Annotated in this window: 17 protein-coding genes and 1 pseudogene; 9 read left to right on the top strand and 9 right to left on the bottom strand. The window is 68.5% G+C overall.

Annotated features, from left to right (window positions below; translation table 11 throughout):
• Nucleotides 1-99: 99 nt before the first annotated feature.
• Nucleotides 100-879 (bottom strand): GntR family transcriptional regulator, encoded by a 780-nt coding sequence (locus tag G3I53_RS00935; RefSeq protein ID WP_164333888.1) that lies wholly within the window; start codon nucleotides 877-879, stop codon nucleotides 100-102.
• Nucleotides 880-897: 18 nt separating this feature from the next.
• Between G3I53_RS00935 and G3I53_RS00930 the strand changes: the two genes are divergently transcribed.
• The 8 genes and pseudogenes from G3I53_RS00930 to G3I53_RS00895 all read left to right on the top strand — a co-directional run bounded on the left by G3I53_RS00930 (nucleotide 898) and on the right by G3I53_RS00895 (nucleotide 9,389).
• Nucleotides 898-1,365, top strand: a complete 468-nt coding sequence (locus G3I53_RS00930; protein WP_164333887.1) for an NUDIX domain-containing protein — start codon at nucleotides 898-900, stop codon at nucleotides 1,363-1,365.
• A 131-nt stretch (nucleotides 1,366-1,496) separates the two neighbouring features.
• Nucleotides 1,497-1,955: a hypothetical protein gene (locus G3I53_RS00925; protein ID WP_164333886.1), complete on the top strand. Its 459-nt coding sequence runs from the start codon at nucleotides 1,497-1,499 to the stop codon at nucleotides 1,953-1,955.
• 281 nt (nucleotides 1,956-2,236) lie between these two features.
• The gene (locus G3I53_RS00920) at nucleotides 2,237-3,310 is read left to right on the top strand and encodes a MerR family transcriptional regulator (protein ID WP_164333902.1); all 1,074 of its coding nucleotides are present in this window, start codon (nucleotides 2,237-2,239) and stop codon (nucleotides 3,308-3,310) included.
• A gap of 16 nt (nucleotides 3,311-3,326) precedes the next feature.
• Nucleotides 3,327-3,836, top strand: a complete 510-nt coding sequence (locus G3I53_RS00915) for a hypothetical protein (RefSeq protein WP_164333885.1) — start codon at nucleotides 3,327-3,329, stop codon at nucleotides 3,834-3,836.
• A pseudogene (locus G3I53_RS00910) lies at nucleotides 3,833-4,828 on the top strand (IS481 family transposase); the annotation flags it as partial. The gene G3I53_RS00915 and the pseudogene G3I53_RS00910, both read left to right, overlap by 4 nt.
• Before the next feature lie 225 nt (nucleotides 4,829-5,053).
• Nucleotides 5,054-8,089, top strand: a complete 3,036-nt coding sequence (locus G3I53_RS00905; protein WP_203591770.1) for an N-6 DNA methylase — start codon at nucleotides 5,054-5,056, stop codon at nucleotides 8,087-8,089.
• 213 nt (nucleotides 8,090-8,302) lie between these two features.
• Nucleotides 8,303-8,632, top strand: a complete 330-nt coding sequence (locus G3I53_RS00900) for a hypothetical protein (RefSeq protein ID WP_164333884.1) — start codon at nucleotides 8,303-8,305, stop codon at nucleotides 8,630-8,632.
• Nucleotides 8,633-9,191: 559 nt separating this feature from the next.
• Nucleotides 9,192-9,389 carry a hypothetical protein gene (locus G3I53_RS00895; RefSeq protein WP_164333883.1) on the top strand — a complete coding sequence of 66 codons (198 nt, stop codon included), beginning with the start codon at nucleotides 9,192-9,194 and terminating at the stop codon, nucleotides 9,387-9,389.
• Between the two features lie 64 nt (nucleotides 9,390-9,453).
• Here G3I53_RS00895 and G3I53_RS00890 read toward each other — a convergent pair whose 3' ends face one another.
• Complete coding sequence (locus G3I53_RS00890; RefSeq protein WP_164333882.1) at nucleotides 9,454-9,978, bottom strand: SMI1/KNR4 family protein; 525 nt, start codon at nucleotides 9,976-9,978, stop codon at nucleotides 9,454-9,456.
• A gap of 189 nt (nucleotides 9,979-10,167) precedes the next feature.
• Complete coding sequence (locus G3I53_RS00885; RefSeq protein ID WP_164333881.1) at nucleotides 10,168-10,914, bottom strand: ferritin-like domain-containing protein; 747 nt, start codon at nucleotides 10,912-10,914, stop codon at nucleotides 10,168-10,170.
• Nucleotides 10,915-11,167: 253 nt separating this feature from the next.
• On the opposite strand from G3I53_RS00885, the gene G3I53_RS00880 reads away from it, so the two are divergent.
• Nucleotides 11,168-11,473 (top strand): chaplin, encoded by a 306-nt coding sequence (locus G3I53_RS00880; RefSeq protein ID WP_164333880.1) that lies wholly within the window; start codon nucleotides 11,168-11,170, stop codon nucleotides 11,471-11,473.
• A 120-nt stretch (nucleotides 11,474-11,593) separates the two neighbouring features.
• Here G3I53_RS00880 and G3I53_RS00875 read toward each other — a convergent pair whose 3' ends face one another.
• The 6 genes from G3I53_RS00875 to chpG form a co-directional block, all read right to left on the bottom strand.
• The gene (locus G3I53_RS00875; RefSeq protein WP_164333879.1) at nucleotides 11,594-12,460 is read right to left on the bottom strand and encodes a tyrosinase family protein; all 867 of its coding nucleotides are present in this window, start codon (nucleotides 12,458-12,460) and stop codon (nucleotides 11,594-11,596) included.
• Entirely contained in the window at nucleotides 12,444-12,980 is a 537-nt protein-coding gene (locus G3I53_RS00870; protein WP_164333878.1) for a tyrosinase family oxidase copper chaperone, read from the bottom strand. Before G3I53_RS00870 ends, G3I53_RS00875 begins: the two co-directional genes overlap by 17 nt.
• A 247-nt stretch (nucleotides 12,981-13,227) precedes the next feature.
• Nucleotides 13,228-13,746 carry a hypothetical protein gene (locus G3I53_RS00865; protein ID WP_164437928.1) on the bottom strand — a complete coding sequence of 173 codons (519 nt, stop codon included), beginning with the start codon at nucleotides 13,744-13,746 and terminating at the stop codon, nucleotides 13,228-13,230.
• Between the two features lie 154 nt (nucleotides 13,747-13,900).
• The gene (locus G3I53_RS00860; RefSeq protein WP_164338906.1) at nucleotides 13,901-14,197 is read right to left on the bottom strand and encodes a hypothetical protein; all 297 of its coding nucleotides are present in this window, start codon (nucleotides 14,195-14,197) and stop codon (nucleotides 13,901-13,903) included.
• A 234-nt stretch (nucleotides 14,198-14,431) separates the two neighbouring features.
• Nucleotides 14,432-15,391: a hypothetical protein gene (locus G3I53_RS00855; RefSeq protein WP_164338905.1), complete on the bottom strand. Its 960-nt coding sequence runs from the start codon at nucleotides 15,389-15,391 to the stop codon at nucleotides 14,432-14,434.
• A gap of 249 nt (nucleotides 15,392-15,640) precedes the next feature.
• Complete coding sequence (chpG, locus tag G3I53_RS00850; protein WP_164338904.1) at nucleotides 15,641-15,880, bottom strand: chaplin ChpG; 240 nt, start codon at nucleotides 15,878-15,880, stop codon at nucleotides 15,641-15,643.
• Nucleotides 15,881-16,869: the final 989 nt, after the last annotated feature.

The following is a 16,869-nucleotide window of genomic DNA, read 5'->3' as shown; positions in this document are numbered from 1 at the left end:
TGTACATGAGTGACATGAAGAAGAGTGCATGACTCCTATACATGAGTCAACCCGCCTGGACGAAGAAGTCCCGGCGGGCTGGGGGGAGTTGAGAGAGGGTCAGTCGGCGGCAGGGATCCGGTAGCGGAAGACGAACTGGTCAGCGGCCATGAGGGTGTCGCAGACCTCCACCACTTGGCCTGCTTCGGTCACCGCGTCACGGACGAGGTGGACGACCGGTGCACCGGGGCTCAGCGCCAGCTCGGAAGCCTCCGCCTTGGAGGCCGGACGCGCTTGGAGCGTTTCTACGAACTCGGCGAAGTCGTGACCGTCATCCTCCAGACGGGCATAGATGCCGCCCGGCCCCGGGTTCTCGGCGAACAGCTCGGGGATGTCCTTGACCACATCCCACGGCAGGTACGAAGTGGCCGTCTCCACCGGGACGCCGTTGCGGAAGTAGAGGCGGCGCCGAGCGAGTACCTGACCGCCGGCAGGCACGCCGAGCCTGTCTGCGATCTCCTCCGGCGCCTCCATCGGCCCGATGAACAGAACGCTGACCTTCGCCGTGGCCCCCGACTGCGCGGACTCCGCCAGATAGGCAGCCTTGCCTGCGCGCCGGTGAGAGGCCCGGAACCGGTCGGAGGAACGCAAGCGCACAGGAGGCCGGTCCTTGACGATCGACCCCTTGCCGTGGCGGGTGTCCACCAGCCCACTCGCCCGGACTTCAACCATGGCCTTGCGGATCGTGCCACCGGAGACGCCGTAGCGCTCGACCAGCTCGGATTCACTCGGCACCATGTCGCCGGGCTTGAGGACACCAGCCCGGATCTGCTGAACGATCTCGTCGGCGATCTGAACGTACCGAGGTACGGCCCTGCCACCTCCTACCGTTGTTCCCATAGTCCTTCTCACTCTCCTATGCTCCTGTACATGAGTAACAGCGTCCAAGAGAGCCAGTCAACGCCACTGCACTCCGTGTCCGTGGCCGGTGCTGTGGTGCGCGAGGACGGGCGACTCCTGGCGATCCGCCGAGCGGACAACGGCACTTGGGAACTGCCCGGCGGCGTGCTGGAGCTCTCCGAGTCTCCCGAGGACGGCGTGGCCCGCGAAGTCTGGGAAGAGACTGGCATCCGGGTCGAGGTCTCTGAACTCACCGGCGTCTACAAGAACATGGCCCGCGGCATCGTCGCCCTAGTCTTCCGGTGCAAGCCTTCCGGAGGCATCGAGCAGACATCTGCGGAGTCGACGGCCGTCGACTGGCTCACGCCCGAGGAAGTGGCCGATCGTATGGGCGAGGTCTACGCGGTACGCCTGCTCGATGCCCTGGACGGCAACGGGCCCCACGTCCGGAGCCATGACGGCAAGCACCTCATCCAAGCGCGGTAAGAGTTTCCCTACTTCATCAAGCCCGCGCACGGCGCGGGAGCGCGCCGCCTGTACGGCGGGGCCGCCGCCCTGTCTTCGCCAGCGGCGGCCCCGCCCGGCGGCGCGCGGCGTGCAGCGGGCAAGGACGAGAAATGATCTACCGCATGCCCAATGTGACCGCCAGGATGGCTGCCATGGGGGATTCCACCGTGCGCGCAGCGTTCCGTCTGACGTTCACTGACTACTACCAGGATCCGAACGACAGCGACGTCCTACGACGAGCAGTGACCATCCATGCCGACCGGATCACGTTCGACGACGGGCACCTGAACCTTTGGCTCGCAGGCACCCACGTCGGAGAGTTCCCACTCGACATCATCGAGTCCGTCTGCCCCCACGACGACGTCGGCAAGAAGCGTGAGACGCCGGAAGAGCTACGAGCTCGCTTCCCGCGGATGGGTCACCCATGGTCACCCGAGGACGACGCTCGCCTCCTTGCCCTCTACCAGCAAGGCGAACGGGACTTTGACACTCTCGGCAAGCAGTTCGGCCGGAAGCCCAGCGCCATCCGGTCGCGACTGGCCAAGCTTGGCCTTGAGAGTCTTGCCTGACAGCGCTGAGGTTCAGACGTCGGTGGCTGGGGCGGTCGGCTCCGCGGCTTTAGGCAGCCACTTTGGGGCGAGCCTCTAAGATCTTGGCCCCAACGTCGTGCTTTAACGGGCAGGTCCACAGACTGCCCGACTCGCCATCAGCTTACGGGGCCAAGATCACTCGCCCCAAAGCAGCTCCAGCCCAAAGCCGCTCCACCGACCTACCTGTTGCTGGCCATGACGTTGTGGACGCCCCACGTCGATGTTGACCTTCGAGTTGGTTGAAGCTCAATGATGGCGAGGTGCCAAATTCCGAGCTGATGCCGATCGGGGTCTTTGCCCAACGCAGTGGCCTGACCGCCAGCGCGTTGCGGTTCTACGCCGACTCCGGGCTACTGCCCCCTGCCGAAGTGGAGCCGGTCACGGGCTACCGCTACTACGCCGCCGACCAGCTGGCGCGGGCAACCACACTGCGTCAGCTCCGCGAGATCGCCATGCCTCTCGCTGCGGTCGAGGCGGTCCTCGACGCCGGGGCCGAGGAGGCGGCACGGCTGCTCGACGAGCATGTCGCCAAGATCGTGGGGGATGCGGCTGCGGCACTGCAGAAGGCTGGTGTCATCAAGTCCGAGCTCGGTGCCAACGTGCCCAGCCTGCTGATCGCCACGCTGAAGGGCCCCGTCCTGGCGGATGCGGTCGAGCAGGTCCTGACCGCGACCGCGCACGAGCCGGGGATGGCGGTGCTCGCCGGCCTGCACATCGAGGCAAGTCATGAGGCAATCGCCCTTACGGCGACCGACCGATACCGGCTCTCCACCCGGACCCTGGTGCCGCCAGAGCCACCCGCCCAGACGTGGGCCGGCACGGTAAACGGCGACGATCTGCGGGCCGCGGTCGCCGAGGTCCGGCGCAGTGCGCGGGTCCGCATCGAAGCGGTGCCACACGGAATCTGGCTGCGCATGCCCGAGCGGGAGGACTGGCACTGCCGGTTGCTGCCCGAGGATTTCCCCGACCACCGGCTGATGCTCGCGTCACTTGGCGAAGCCACTACCCGCGCGACGATCTCGAAGGACCCGCTGCTGCGCGCCCTGGAAGAACACCCCGGCGAACGCATCGCACTGCACATCGGCGATCACGGAGTGAACGTCCTGTCAGCAGACGACGAGCACCCCGGCATCCCACTCCCCGCCACCGTGACGGGCGAAGACCTCCAGATCCGGTTCGAGATGACCACGCTCTATCCCGCCGTGAGCACGGCGATCGGCCCCGACGTGATGCTCGACCTGAGGGGACACGATCGGCCCGTCACCATCCGCTCCGCCGACCGCGGCGATCTCACCACCCTGGCCATGCCCATCAAGTTCGACCACTCAGCCTGAGACAACGAGGAACCTCATGACCACCACACCTGCCAGCCCCGACCCGACCATGGAAGCCATCGGCCAAGCCGTCATCGAAGGCCGAACCGGCGACATCCTTTCCGCCCGCCACAAGCTCCTGAACCTGTGGTCGGCGATCGGCGTCACCGGCGACCCGCTGCACCGCTGCTCACTCGCCCACTACCTGGCCGACCTCTACAAAGATCCCGCCCAGGCCCTCGCCTGGGACATCCGCGCCCTGGACGCTGCCGACGCCGCGACCGAACAGCGCGTCCAAGAGCACCACGCCAGCCTCCACATCGCCGGGTTCTACCCCTCCCTCCACCTCAACCTGGCCGACAACTACCGCCGACTAGGTTCCTTCGACGCTGCCACCGAGCACATCAAAGCGGCCAAAGAGCACGCCCCCAACCTCCCCCAGGACGCATACGGTGCCTTCCTACGCACCGCCCTTGACGAGGTGGCAGAGGCCATTTCCCAGCGAGACACCGCCAAGCGGCCCTCCGCGCCCGGTCCCACTGCATGACGCACCAAAACGCGCCCCTCACCGTCGAGGGGCGCCGTCGACTGGTCGAGCGTTGCCGGACAAGGCCGATTGCCCACGTCGCAGCCGAGATGGGGGTGTCCCGGGCATGCGCATCGAAGTGGGTTAATCGATATCGGAGCCACGGCGAACTCGGGCTGGAGGACCGCTCTTCTGCGCCGCACCACCAGCCGACCACGACACCGTCCGAGGTCCTCATACTCATCGAACAGCTGCGCCGGACCCACAAGTGGTCCGCGTCCCGGATCGCCTTCGAGCTGGCCCAGGCCGGAACGCCAATCAGCCGACGGACCGTCAGCAGGCACTTGGCTGAGCTCGGCATCAACCGACGCCGATTCATCGACCCTAATGGTGAGGTCAACCGACAACCGCGGAAAATCCAGGCCCGACGGCCAGGCCACATGGTCCACGTGGATGTGAAAAAGGTAGGCCGCATCCCCGACGGCGGAGGCTGGCGCGCACACGGACGCGGCAGCGACCAAGCCAAAGCCGTCAACCGGAGAAAGAAGACCGAGCGCGGCGGCTACATCTATCTGCACTCAGCCATAGACGGGTACAGCCGTCTCGCCTACACCGAAGCACTGCCTGACGAGAAGGCCACCACCGCGATCGCCTTCCTCCACCGTGCGCGCACCTGGCTGGCCGCACACGGGATCACACGCATCGAACGGATCGTGACAGACAACGGCGCCTGCTACCGCGCCGAGAGCTTCACCCGGGCCCTTCTAGGCGCCAGGCATCAGCGCATCGCGCCCTACACCCCACGCCACAACGGCAAAGTCGAGCGATACAACCGCATCCTGGCCGAAGAGTTCCTCTACGCCCGGACGTGGACGTCGGAAGCCCAGCGCGCCCACCTCCTGGGCCGTTGGATCGTCCACTACAACTACCACCGACCGCACACCGCGCTTGGGAACCAACCACCCGCAGCACGACTACCGGGCGGCGTCACCAACGTCATGGCCTCCTACACCTACCGCGCTAAAGAGCAGGAGGCGGTCATCAGGTATTCAAGCCGAGTAGAACCAGAAGGCCTCGCATAATTTCGCACTCCAGTCCACTAAGACAATGCCTCAGCAAATCGACCGACTCGCGACAGCTTCACTCTCCCATCCGCTCCGCGAGGCATGGCGATGCAGTCGCGAAGGGGAGGTGCCACCCCACTCACGAAGATCAGTCTCAGGGCCTATCATCCTCGGGTGACCACCACCAGTGTTGATCTCCCTCTCATTGTCGGACGACTCGCGGATCGGCGGGCTGGCCGGACCGAAGCGAACGTACAGTCAGACCTGCACATGCTCCTGGCCGTCGCTCCGTTCGAGTTGGATGACGACGACATCCAGGACATCACGCTGGAAGCGCCAGCAGGGCAACGGCGCCGAATCGACGTCGAGATGGGGCACGCCGTCTTTGAGGTCAAGCGTGACCTGCGCGTGGGCAATGTTCGCGCCGATGCCGTGGAGCAACTTGCTGGCTACGTTCGCAGCCGAACCGAGACTCTGCTACAGCGGTACGTCGGAGTCCTGACCGACGGTGCCGAGTGGCACCTCTACCACTTGGAGGGCGACGACCTCAGGTTGGTCTCATCCTTCGAGCACGCCGCCGGGGCCCTCGACCCCGAAGGGCTGATCGTATGGCTGGAGTCGGTCCTAACGACCGCGCAGCGCATCACCCCGACGCCCCTTGAAATACAGCGCCGGCTAGGTGCAACGTCTCCAGGACACAAACTTGACGTGGTCGAGTTGACCGCGCTGTACGAAGCGAACCGCGAGCACCCCGAGGTCATACTCAAGCGTGAATTGTGGGCCAAGCTGCTAACTACTGCACTTGGCACCGCTTTCACGGATCGTGACGCTCTATTCGTCGAGCACACCTTGCTGGTGGCTACAGCGGAAATCATCGCGCATGCCGTGGTAGGAATTGATCCAACGGACACGACGATCGGCGCGCGATCACTACTGGGAGGCGAACTGTTCGCCGTCTCAGAAGTCGGCGGCGTGGTCGAGAGCGATTTCTTTGATTGGGTCGCCGAAGTCCCAGGCGGGGACCGGTTCGTGAAAACGCTCGCCAGGAACCTCACTCGGTTCGAATGGGGCGAAGTAGAACACGACGTCATGAAGATTCTTTATGAATCGGTCATTTCCAAGGAGACACGGCACTCGCTCGGCGAGTATTACACCCCTGACTGGCTCGCCGCCGAAGTCGTCAAGGAAACAGTTACCGATCCGCTAAGCCAGCGCGTTTTGGACCCTGCATGCGGCTCAGGGACTTTCCTCTTTCACTGCGTGCGTGCACACCTTACGGCCGCCGAAGCTGCCGGGGTACCCGGACCGGAAGCCTTGGAGAACGTGACGCGTCACGTCGTGGGGGTGGACGTTCACCCGGTCGCGGTAACCTTCGCCCGGGTTACTTATCTTCTAGCTATAGGAATGGACCGACTCCAGGCAGAAGACCGACCTCCGCTTTCCATCCCGGTTTACCTTGGAGACTCCGTCCAATGGGGCCAGGAACGCACACTTCTAACATCGGATGGCTTGACCGTCCCCACCGACGATGGAGCTCAACTATTCGCCGATGAATTGAAGTTCCCTGACCGCCTCCTAGAGGATGCCTCACGGTTCGATCGACTGGTATCTGAGCTTTCCAAGAAGGCAACTCAACGCGCGGCAGGCACGCCAGTTCCCTCACTGGCAGCGACATTCCGGCGTTTTGCTGTGCACCCGGATGACCAGGCGATGGTGGCGCAGACGTTCGCGACTATGTGCAAGCTTAACGATGAGGGGCGCAACCACATCTGGGGCTACTACGTTCGAAACCTTGCCCGCCCCATTTGGCTCTCTCAGCCAAAGAACCGGGTGGACGTGCTGGTCGGAAACCCACCATGGTTGGCGTACCGATTCATGCCCGCATCGCTGCAGTCAACGTTCCGGACCATGAGCGAGGACCGGGAGGTGTGGGCCGGCGCCAGCGTGGCTACAAGCCAGGACCTGTCGGGGCTGTTCTTGGTACGCACAGCCGAGCTGTACTTGAAGGAGGGCGGTCGGTTCGGGTACGTCATGCCCCTCGCAGTGCTTTCCCGCCGCCAATACGCTGGCTTGCGCACCGGACGCTACGTAGCCCCCGGTCACCGCACCACGCTTGCATTCGACACGCCTTGGGACATGCATAAGGTGAAGCCATCCTTCTTCCCTGTACCTGCGGCAGTGGTCTTCGGTCAGCGGACCGCGAGCGCCTCAGTGCCACTGACGCAACCTGCTGAACTGTGGTCTGGCCGCCTGCCAGTCGCTAACGCCTCTCAGGAAGTGGCCCAACAGCACCTGCACCGAGCATCACAGGAAGCCCAGGCGAGTTCCGAATACGCATCGCCTTACGCCGCGCGATTCGCACAAGGAGCCACGGTAGTGCCGCGGGTCCTGCACATCGTTGAACAGCACAGCACGCCAGGAAGACTCGGCGCTGGCGCTGGCAGGGTGTCGGTCCGTAGCCTTCGCAGCAATAAGGAGAAGGAGCCCTGGAAGAGCCACCCGTCTCAGACGGGGATGGTGGAGCGGCAATTCGTTCGTCCTCTACTCATCGGTGATTCTCTGCTCCCCTATCGCTTGCGTGCCCCATTGCGTGTGGTGGTTCCTTGGGACGGGGAACGACTGCTATGCGGAGCAGACGACCATCTGGACTTGTACCCAGGACTCGCCACGTGGTGGCGGCAAGGCGAGCAGGCCTGGAAGACTCATAAGCCAGACGCCAAGCTCTCTCTTCGTGACCGATTCGACTACCAGCGCGGGCTCTCTCAGCAATTCCCGGCATCACAGCACCGCGTGATCTACAACAAGAGCGGAATGTACCTAGCAGCAGCTCGGGTTAGTGACCCGAGCGCGGTGGTTGATCAGGCCTTGTATTGGGCAGCGGCCGCCAATGCCGACGAGGCACGATTCCTTGTCGCGGTGCTGAACAGTGAGGAAATGACCAAACGGGTTAGGCCACTCCAGGCCCGCGGCCAGCACAATCCTCGGCACTTCGTTAAGTTCGTTTGGCAGGCTCCCGTGCCGCTCTACGATCCAAATGACGCGAGGCACACTGAGCTTGCAATGCTCGCAGCCGAGGCGGAAACACTGGTGGAAGGTATGGAATTTCCTCAGGTATCCTTCGAGGCCCTACGCCGCCGGGTACGCGAAGCGGTGGCCGCCTCCTCGGTGGGGCAGCGGATCGAGGAGCTTGTGTCCGAAGTGCTCGGGTAGTGGCTGTAAGCCTCGACTTCTGGACAGATGGTGGACGGGCGTCGGCGATGAAGTCGCCGATAGGTCCGTGACCTGCAGTTTGTCTACCATGGGAAGCGGCCTCCGGAGCCGTTCCATCACCACGTCTCTGGCGCCAGCCACAGGCCGGCACTCCGCGACGAGTGGGGCACAAGGGGTCGGGTAGGGTCACAGCCCGCCAGAGGGGGAGGAACATTGGATCTCAGTGAGATTGGAAAGGCCGTAGACGACGGCAACGGCTACGCAGCTATCAGCGTCAAGACGCTGCGGAACGCTGTGGGGGCAACCCGAGCAAAGAAGAATGTGGTAGCGGAGATCTCTGCTGGCCTACGGGCAGGTGGGTTCGGTCACGTACCGTTCGAGATACCGAAGCGCCAGGATCGGGTGGTTCTGGTGTACCGCCTCGGCCCTGGCACAGGTGCTGCGCTGATGGCGCTGGTTGAGGCGGCACACGGTGATGACGAGCAAGCAAACGGTGCCGCGTCAGTTCTTAGTTCCATGCTGGCGTCGGTCGACAACAGGTGAGGCCGCGCGACTTCTGACGTCCGCGACTGACATCAACGAGGCCGGACATTGGCACCTAGCGGCACCCCTGTCCGGCCCGCCACACCAGTCGACGACAGCCACGAGGGAGGGCTCGGATTGAACTCCCAAAGCGGTGCTCGCAGAACCCGCGGCGGACGGCAGTGACGGCAACGCTGACGGCAACGACAGCGGACATCAGCGGCACTGCGCGACCCGGCACGGTATCGGTGGGGCGCCGGCGAGCTATCCCTCCATGGCGTGCCCGCATCTTCTAAGCGCTTGGCCGCAGGTTCGAGTCCTGCCGGGGGCGCCACTCTCCGCCCTCCCTCGGGAGGGCGTTTTTGCTGTTCAGAGCAGGTACAGCCCGACATGACGAAACCCCGGGCACTCCCCTGCCGATCATGGGGAGACACTGGGGCGGTCCGGCTGTCACCGGGTCTCTGCGGGTCGCTGTGGCGAATACGTGCACAGCCCCGTTGTTCCCGGCCCGCTCCACACCCTCACGGCCACCACGGGGCCGGCGTCGGGGCGGGCCCCCTTCCGCTCGTATCGTGCCCTCATGCGGAACGAGCGGCACGGTGAGCGGCTGTCGGACGAGGAACTGGAACTGTTCCTCCAGTACCTGCACAGGTTCGCGAACCATGACCTCGACCTCTTCGCGCTCATGGAAGTGGGAGACCCTGAACACCCCGCCTTCGTGTCGTTCAGCAGGAAGCCGGAAGCGGGTCTGGTCCGCTCGGCATACCGGCGGCCGTAGTTCGGCTCGGTGAGGTATTGCCAGGCGTCAGGCGTTTGCCGGGCCCGGTGGTGCAAGTGCTGCTTCAGACGTGGGAGTGGTAGCGGGCACCAGGGCTGGGCCATGCGCGGGCCATGAAGGGCGGCCGGTCGATGTCGTCGAGGCAGCGCACCAGGAAGTCGCAGAAGGTGCCCGCGGTCTCGAACCAGCCGTTGCAGTCGCTGTGGACGACGATGCGCCACTCGTCGGGGTCCGGCTCGACGGCTAGGAAGTAGTACTCGTTGCCGTGCTCGTCCGAGCCCCAGGGGATGAGACCGCCGGGGTCGGGGTGGAAGGGGTACGGGTACAGGTCCGGGTCACTGCGTCGCGCCCGGCGCCAGTGCTCCAGCGACCACAACCGGTCCAGCTCGGGGGCGTCGGCTTCCACGGGTCGGCTGAGCCACAGGTGACCGTCGATGCTCCCGGGTCCGTACAGGTCCATGAACGCCTTGTAGTCCGAAGGCAGTCCGACACCGAGATACTCCTCGGACGCCGTCCACAGACTCGGCCTCGCCCAGCCCCAGGTCACCGGTTCGCCCAGCAGCACCCTGAGACGGTCGAGCGACGACATGACGGCTTCCCTCCCTTCAACAGGGTTTGTGCGACCAGACAGGTCATGACCTTCTGCCGCACGCTCCCATTCCACCTGCGATCAATGCCGCCGAGGCATAGTCCCCCACCCAATGATCAGCAGGCCCGGAGTCTACGGCTCTCGCGGTGCGGGCTGCGGGCTCTGAGTGCCGGCCGGTGCGTGCACTGCTCAGTGGAGGTCGTCGGCCTCGTCGGCGACGGGGAAGGCGCCGCCGGGAGCCAGCACAGCCCTGACGACCGCTCCCGACGACGCGCGGACGTCGGAGACGAAGCGGTGGCGGGGGACGCCCAGGTGGTGGAGGGCTCGGCCGTGGTCGGTGGCGACGACGAGGGCGGCGGTGAGCAGGAGGAGGCGCCAGAGGGTCATGAGCGGGCGGCGCAGCGGGCGGGGCAGGGCGGTCAGGGAGGTGTGCAGGCGGTCGCAGTGGAAGGGGACGTGGCGTTCCTCGTCGGCGAGGATGCGGGCGGCCACCTCCCTGGTGAGGGGGTCGGTGGTGCCGTCGCGCAGGGCGCGGTAGTACCGCAGGGCGACGACTTCCGCGACCATCAGCACCAGCAGTTCCATGCGCAGGCCCATCAGGCGCCGCAGCCGGACGAAGACCGTGTCGCTCCAGTGGCCCGGCAGGGTCGGCCGGCCGCCCGCGGTCAGCAGCCGGGCCAGGAGGCGGGCGTGGTTCTGCTCCTCGGCGACGAAGAGGCGGACCGCCCGCGTGTAGTCGGGGTCGCCGGCCTCGTCCGCCTTGGTGACGAGGTTGCCGCCGTCGCCGTCCTCGCCCACCTGGAAGCGCTGGATGCTCGCCCAGACGGCCGGGGGCAACGTGGCGCCCCGGTCCCAGTCCGGGTCGCCCAGGGCCTGTCTGCGCTCGCGTTCGTCCTCGAACCGCCCGGTCCACCGGGCGAAGTCCGCCGTGCGCACCCGCTCCACCTCCGCCTCCCGCGGGGCGCGGCCGTCGAGCCCCCGGTGAGGAGGACGCCCTCGGTCTGCCGGCCGTTCCCGGTTCCCGGGTGCCGGTCGGTCCGGCGGACCGTTCGGGCGGGCACTGTGGGCTCAACTGTTCAAAAAGGGTGATACCTGCCGGAACGCCGTGACCCGCCGCGTCCCCCCGCGTTGAACGGGGAGCGCGGCAGCGTCCTGTGCCGCCGCGCTCAGCGATCAGAAGGAGAACGTGATGTCGCGCATCGCGAAGGCGGCCGGTGTCGCTCTCGGCACGGGTGCCGTGGTGCTGGCCGGGGCCGGTGGAGCCATGGCGGACGCGGGCGCCCAGGGCAAGGCGGTCGGCTCGCCCGGCGTCCTGTCCGGCAACGCCATCCAGGTCCCGGTCCACGTGCCGGTGAACCTGTGCGGGAACACCATCAACGTCGTCGGCCTGCTCAACCCGGCCTTCGGCAACACCTGCGCCAACGTCGACGGTGACCACCACCAGGGCAACCCCGGCCCCGGCGGTCACGACGGCGGTTACGGCTACGGGAACTGACACCCGTACCCCAGCACCACGAGCGGAGCCCCGGCACCTCGAGCGCCGGGGCTCCGCCCATGCGGCGGTGTGGCGCCGCACGGATTCCGGTACGGGCTTCGCCGCCTCGGGACCGGTCCGTCAGGCGTAGCGGTAGATCCGGTCGTGGCTCTCCAGGGAGTCCGGGGTCACGTTCCACGGGGGCATCCGCTCGTGCCGGGCGACGATCCTGCGGTACTGGGCGTTGCTCCGGCCCGGCGGCTTGGCCGGCAGGTAGCGGTGTTCGGTGTGCCGCTGCTGCCAGCGCGACCACTGCAGGTCGATGAAGGCGTGGTGCAGCCAGAAGACCGGGTCGTTGACGGACGCGCCGCCGACCATGGCGCCGCCGACCCAGCGGTGCACGCGGTTGTGGTTGCGCCAGGAGACGCTGCCGCGTCCGCTGCCCCAGCCCTCCAGTTTGTTGCGGAAGCCCTTGGTGGCCGTCGAGTCCCAGGGGGCGGCGTCGTAGACCGGGTCCTTCAGGGCCCACTCCAGGTCGCTCTTGGTGGGCAGGTCGATCGGGTCGCGGGAGCGGCCCAGGTCCCGGGTGAGGTAGTTCTCGTCGGTGACGTTCTCCCGCAGGGTCCAGTTGCCCTCGGCGAAGGCGAACGGGCCCGTCGTCACGAGGCGGTCCGAGCGGCGGCCGTTTCCGCCGAGCAGGTCGTCGGTCCAGGGCGGGCCGGAGGGGCTGCGGTCCCGGGTCCAGTCCCAGTACGGCACGGTCACCGAGTCGTCGACCCGGCGCAGCGCGTTCTCCAGGTCCAGCAGGAAGCGGCGGTGCCAGGGCAGGAAGGACGGCGTCATGTGGGCGGCGCGCAGGCCGCGTTCGCCGTCGGCCGTGTAGTAGTCGATGTGCATCCGCACGAACTCGTCGTACTCGCCGCGTCGTTTCACGGCCAGCAGCGCGTCGACGAACCGCCGCTTCTCGGAGCGGGTCAGCGCGGTCACGTTCTTACGCGTGTACGCCACGGTCGCCCCCTTCCCCCGGTCCGTGCCCGGTGCCGGGGTCGCGCAGCCGCCGGCCGGGGCCCAGTTCGTCGACGGCCGCGCGGGCCGCCGCCAGCGGAGTGGGGTACGACGCGTAGTGGTCGACCATGGTGAGGTAGGTGCCGTCGGCGCGGCGCATCAGGTGCAGCGGCCGGCCGTCCACGGTGACCCGCCAGGCGCCCTCCCCTCCGCCTCCGCCGGCCGCGCGGTCGGTCGTCGACCGGACGCCGCGCAGCCGGCGGCCCCGGTAGACCTCGTCGAAGGCCACCTCCTGGGAGGCGTTGCCGCCACCGTGCGGCACGTCTCCGGGGTGCTTGTCGGCGCGGTGCCCGGTGGCCCCGGGGCTGCAGGAAGCCACGGCCGGGGCGAACACCGCCGCGAGACCCGCGCCCAGCAGTCCCCGCGCCACCTGCCGTCTGGTTCCCCCGGCGCCCGGCCCACCGCCCTGTCTCGGCGTGGAGTCGCCCGGTCCCTCACCGCGACCGCTGCCCCTGACGACCATGTTGTGCTCCTCCCGCGAGTGGGTGCGTCCGTAGCGGTAACCGTGCGAAGGCCCCCGCGGTCACCGCCGCGGGGGCCGTCCGTGTGGGGGGCCGTCCGTGTGGGGGCCATCCGTGCGGGGAGCCGTCCCTGTGGGGAGCCGCACAGAGGCGTAATCCCTGGGGGCGCCCATCGGTGTTCAGTACTCGGTGTTCAGTGCTCGGTGTTCAGTGCTCGGTGTTCAGTGCTCGGTGTTCAGTGCTCGGTGCTCAGTGCTCGGCGCCCAGTACCACGCCCAGGGCCGGGACCGTCCGGACCGTCGGGGCCAGGATTCCGGCCTCCGGCAGCTTCACCTGCGGCAGGCCCGCGCTGTCCGCGGCCGGCCGGGTGAGCGGCGCGTCCACGGCCAGGCCGGGGCTCAGGGTCCGCAGGTCGGCGGCGGGGAGGTCGACGCCGAGGCGGTCGGAGCCGTCACCGAGGAGGTGCGGCAGCGGGGACCGCACGCCCAGGCCGGGGAGGCCGCCGTCGACGGGGAGCTGCGGCAGCGTCTGCTCCGGCATGAGCCGTCCCTCGGTGAACCGCGGGCCCTCCGGCGTGCCCGCCACGGGTACCGGGATCTCCCCGCCGACCTCGGGCAGTTCGACGCCCAGCGCCTGCTCCGCCCCGCCCAGCGGCAGGGGGACGGGAACCGCGCCGGCCGCGGCGGCGGGCGTGGCGGCGAGTGCGCCGGCGGCAGCCGCCATCGTCGTGAGCACGGCGGCGAAGGTTCCTCGGGTGGTCGACTTCATCTCCGACACGGTCCCTTTCCACGGTTCGGGGCTCGGCATGCGTACCGAGTAACGAGCCGGGGAACCGTGCGGCGCACAAATCCCCCGGTTGCCGCAGTAGTACGACGGACGACGCGGGTACGCCCGCCTGCCGCGGCCGGGCGGCACAGCCGGCTCAGCTCGGCAGGGGCAGGCCGCCGAGGAGTCCGCCGGCGGAGTTGAGGGCGTCCGTCGCGTCGTTCACCGAGCTGAGCGCGGAGTCCTTGTTCTCGGTGTTCAGGGCGTCGGACCGGGCGTCGGACTGGTGCTTCAGCGGCATCACGTCGATCGGGCCCTGGGTGAGGGCGTTGACGGCGCCGTTGAGGCTGGTGGGGGTGAGGTCGGCGGAGCTGTCGTAGGCGAACGCGGGCGCGGCGGCACCGGCGACGACGAGGGAACCGGCAACGACAGCGGCGGCCTTCAGGGACTTCATCACGGTCCTTTCTTCGGTGACCGCGGTCCTTCCGATCCTTCGGACGCCGTCACCGGGGAGCAATCTGACGCCCTGCCTAACGACCCCCCGCCGAAGCGGAAACCCCGAACACCGAAAAGATCGCCGGAAAGAGCCTCCGGGCAGCGGAAACGGAACGGCCGTCGCACCGGCCCCGGGGGACCGGTGCGACGGCCGAAGCACCACGACGGCCGCGCGGGCCGTGCGGATGCGGGATCAGGCGGGCGGCTGCGCCACCGTCGAGGGCGCCGACGTCGAGGGCAGTTGGGGGACGGTCACCGACGGCACGGTCGTCGACGGCACCGTGGTCGACGGCACCGTGGTCGACGCGTCCGGTGCGGTGGGCTGGGCCTGGAGGCCCTCCAGGGTCGGGGCGGGCAGGCCGCTGCCGACGAGGGTGGCCGCGATGACGTTCACGAGGCCGTTCACCGCTTCGGTGACGGCGGGGGTGACCTGGGCGACGTCGTCGCCGGTGGCGGCCTTCAGCACCGCGTCGACGGCCTTCTGCAGGGCGGTGAGCGCCTCGGCCGTGAGGTCGGACGGCGCCTGCGCCCGGTTCGCGGCGGGGGCCTTGGCGTCGCCCGCCGGTGCGGCCGGCACCGCCGGTACCGCAGGCAGGGCAGGCGCGGGCAGCGTCGACGCCTCCGGAACCGTCACCCCGGGCGTGGTCGTGCCCGGAGTGGTCGCGTCCGGGGTGGTCGCTTCGGGCGTGGTCGCTTCAGGGGCCGCCCCGTCCGGCGTCGTGGTGTCCGGCGTGGTGGTGTCCGGCGTGGTCGCTTCGGGCGCCGTCACATCCGGCGTCGTGGTGTCCGGTGTCGTGGTGTCCGGTGTCGTCGGGGACGGCGAGGTGGCCGGGAGGGCGGCCGTCGCCTGGGCGATGGCGTCCTTGACGGCGGTGCTCAGTTCGGTCGCCTGCGCGTCCGGGAGCTGGCCGTTGTCCGACTTCAGCACGGTGTCGAGGAGTTGGGTGACCGGAGTGAGGACGCCGCCGAGACCGGCCACGCTGCCGACCTGCTGGAGCAGCGCGTCGGCTTCCGGTACGGGCGCCTGGGACGACACGTGGGTGCGGTCCCGGGTCGCGTCGCCGTCGGCCGCGACGGCGGCCGGTCCGGTGACACCCAGGACGAGCGCGGCGCTGAGCGCGGTGGTCGCGATACGGCGGGCGGGCAGACGCATGAGGGGTCCTTTCGGTGGTGCGTCGGGTCTTGTGCCCACCGTGGGAGGGGCGACCACTCTCCGCAACCGTTCGAATACCCGGAGTCCACGGTGTGCCCGCCGATCCCCCTCGTCGTCACTGGTGGGACGGGCGCCGGCGCCCGTCCCGGCACGCCGCCCGACCACCCCCATACGGGGAAACGCGAACCGGCCGTCCGCCCGTGGGGAGACCACGGTCGGACGGCCGGTTGCGGATGAGCCGGGGCGACGTCAGTCGTTCACGCACGTGTTGCCGAACGCCGGGTTCAGCAGACCGATGATGTCGACGGTGTTGCCGCAGACGTTGACCGGAACGTGGACCGGGACCTGGACGACGTTGCCCGACAGCACGCCCGGGGAGTGGGCGGCAGCGGCCTGCGCGCCGCTGTCGGCGGCGGCGATACCGGCGGTGCCGGCGACGGCGGCGGCGGCAACGGAGGTCAGGGCCAGGCCCTTCGCAATACGCGACATGGAGAGGTGCTCCTTGGGAGTTGACACAAACATCCGGGCGGATACCCGGCGTTGTGTCAACGCGTGGCGCCCGCCCGGGTTGTGCCGCCAAAGGAGTGATCTCCCGGCGAGCGGCGCCCGCCACGCCCGCACGCCCCCATGGGGCGCCCTCCGCCGATCGTCACCCCGATGTGCGCCGGGGGCCGCGCCCGACGCCCGGACGATGACCTCCTACCTCCCGATCCGGCGCCCCCGCCCCTGCCCCCGTACCGTCCACCCGTCCACCCACCCGCACTTACGTCCGACTTCCGACACACTTGCCCCCTATCGGGGGGATTAGTGCGCATTGGGGCTAGAGTTGCGGCGCTCCCGACGCCCTGCCGGCGCGGGCGCACCGCACTCATGACGGCCCCCTGACACACCGCCGGACGCCGCTCGGGACATCGGCCGGCCGACCGGACGGCCGGGGGCGCTCTCCGAAAGGGTGACGCCGGTCGTGCGCATTCCCCCGGTTCCGCTGCCGTGCCGTGACCGTACGAACGGCGCCGCTCCCCTCCCCTGCGCACCCCCACCGCCGCCCGGCGCCCGTGGCCGGGACCGCCCCGTCACTCGAACGACCGACCGCGACGACCTCCGTTCGGGCGGTCCCGATTCGGCCATCGACGGACCGGAGAGGGCGCCCGGCGGGCCCGTCCCGTCGGATGCGGACAACCCCCGCCACGGCGCGAACGGGTTCGGTCGCGGCCCGCTGCGCCGGGGCGGCGGTGACCAGGTGGCCGTCCGGCTCGTTGCCCAGCCGGACGCGGCAGGGCACGACGCGCCCCGCGCCGCCGCCGACGCCCGGCGGTGAGGCGAGTTCCCGCCCCGTCCCGAGCCCGTCCGTAGCGAGGAAGCCGCGCATGCACCAGCAGCCACCGACCGACCCCCGGCCGCGGGTCCTGCACGTGACCCAGCCCGTGGACGGCGGCGTCGCCCGTGTCGTGACGGACCTGACGCGGGCTCAGCTCGCC

This window comes from Streptomyces sp. SID14436, from assembly GCF_010548465.1.
In the GTDB taxonomy this organism is placed as follows: domain Bacteria; phylum Actinomycetota; class Actinomycetes; order Streptomycetales; family Streptomycetaceae; genus Streptomyces.
Note: the sequence above shows the minus strand (reverse complement) of the source record. Positions and strands in the feature narration are given on the sequence as shown.

Coding starts and splice junctions, on each gene's coding strand:
- G3I53_RS00890 (WP_164333882.1), bottom strand. CDS start 9,978: ATGTCGTCGCTCGACCGTCTCAGGGTGCTGCTGGGCGAACCGGTGACC.
- G3I53_RS00865 (WP_164437928.1), bottom strand. CDS start 13,746: ATGAAGTCGACCACCCGAGGAACCTTCGCCGCCGTGCTCACGACGATG.
- G3I53_RS00925 (WP_164333886.1), top strand. CDS start 1,497: ATGATCTACCGCATGCCCAATGTGACCGCCAGGATGGCTGCCATGGGG.
- G3I53_RS00860 (WP_164338906.1), bottom strand. CDS start 14,197: ATGAAGTCCCTGAAGGCCGCCGCTGTCGTTGCCGGTTCCCTCGTCGTC.
- G3I53_RS00855 (WP_164338905.1), bottom strand. CDS start 15,391: ATGCGTCTGCCCGCCCGCCGTATCGCGACCACCGCGCTCAGCGCCGCG.
- G3I53_RS00915 (WP_164333885.1), top strand. CDS start 3,327: ATGACCACCACACCTGCCAGCCCCGACCCGACCATGGAAGCCATCGGC.
- G3I53_RS00870 (WP_164333878.1), bottom strand. CDS start 12,980: ATGGTCGTCAGGGGCAGCGGTCGCGGTGAGGGACCGGGCGACTCCACG.
- G3I53_RS00935 (WP_164333888.1), bottom strand. CDS start 879: ATGGGAACAACGGTAGGAGGTGGCAGGGCCGTACCTCGGTACGTTCAG.
- G3I53_RS00930 (WP_164333887.1), top strand. CDS start 898: ATGCTCCTGTACATGAGTAACAGCGTCCAAGAGAGCCAGTCAACGCCA.
- G3I53_RS00880 (WP_164333880.1), top strand. CDS start 11,168: ATGTCGCGCATCGCGAAGGCGGCCGGTGTCGCTCTCGGCACGGGTGCC.
- G3I53_RS00895 (WP_164333883.1), top strand. CDS start 9,192: ATGCGGAACGAGCGGCACGGTGAGCGGCTGTCGGACGAGGAACTGGAA.
- chpG (WP_164338904.1), bottom strand. CDS start 15,880: ATGTCGCGTATTGCGAAGGGCCTGGCCCTGACCTCCGTTGCCGCCGCC.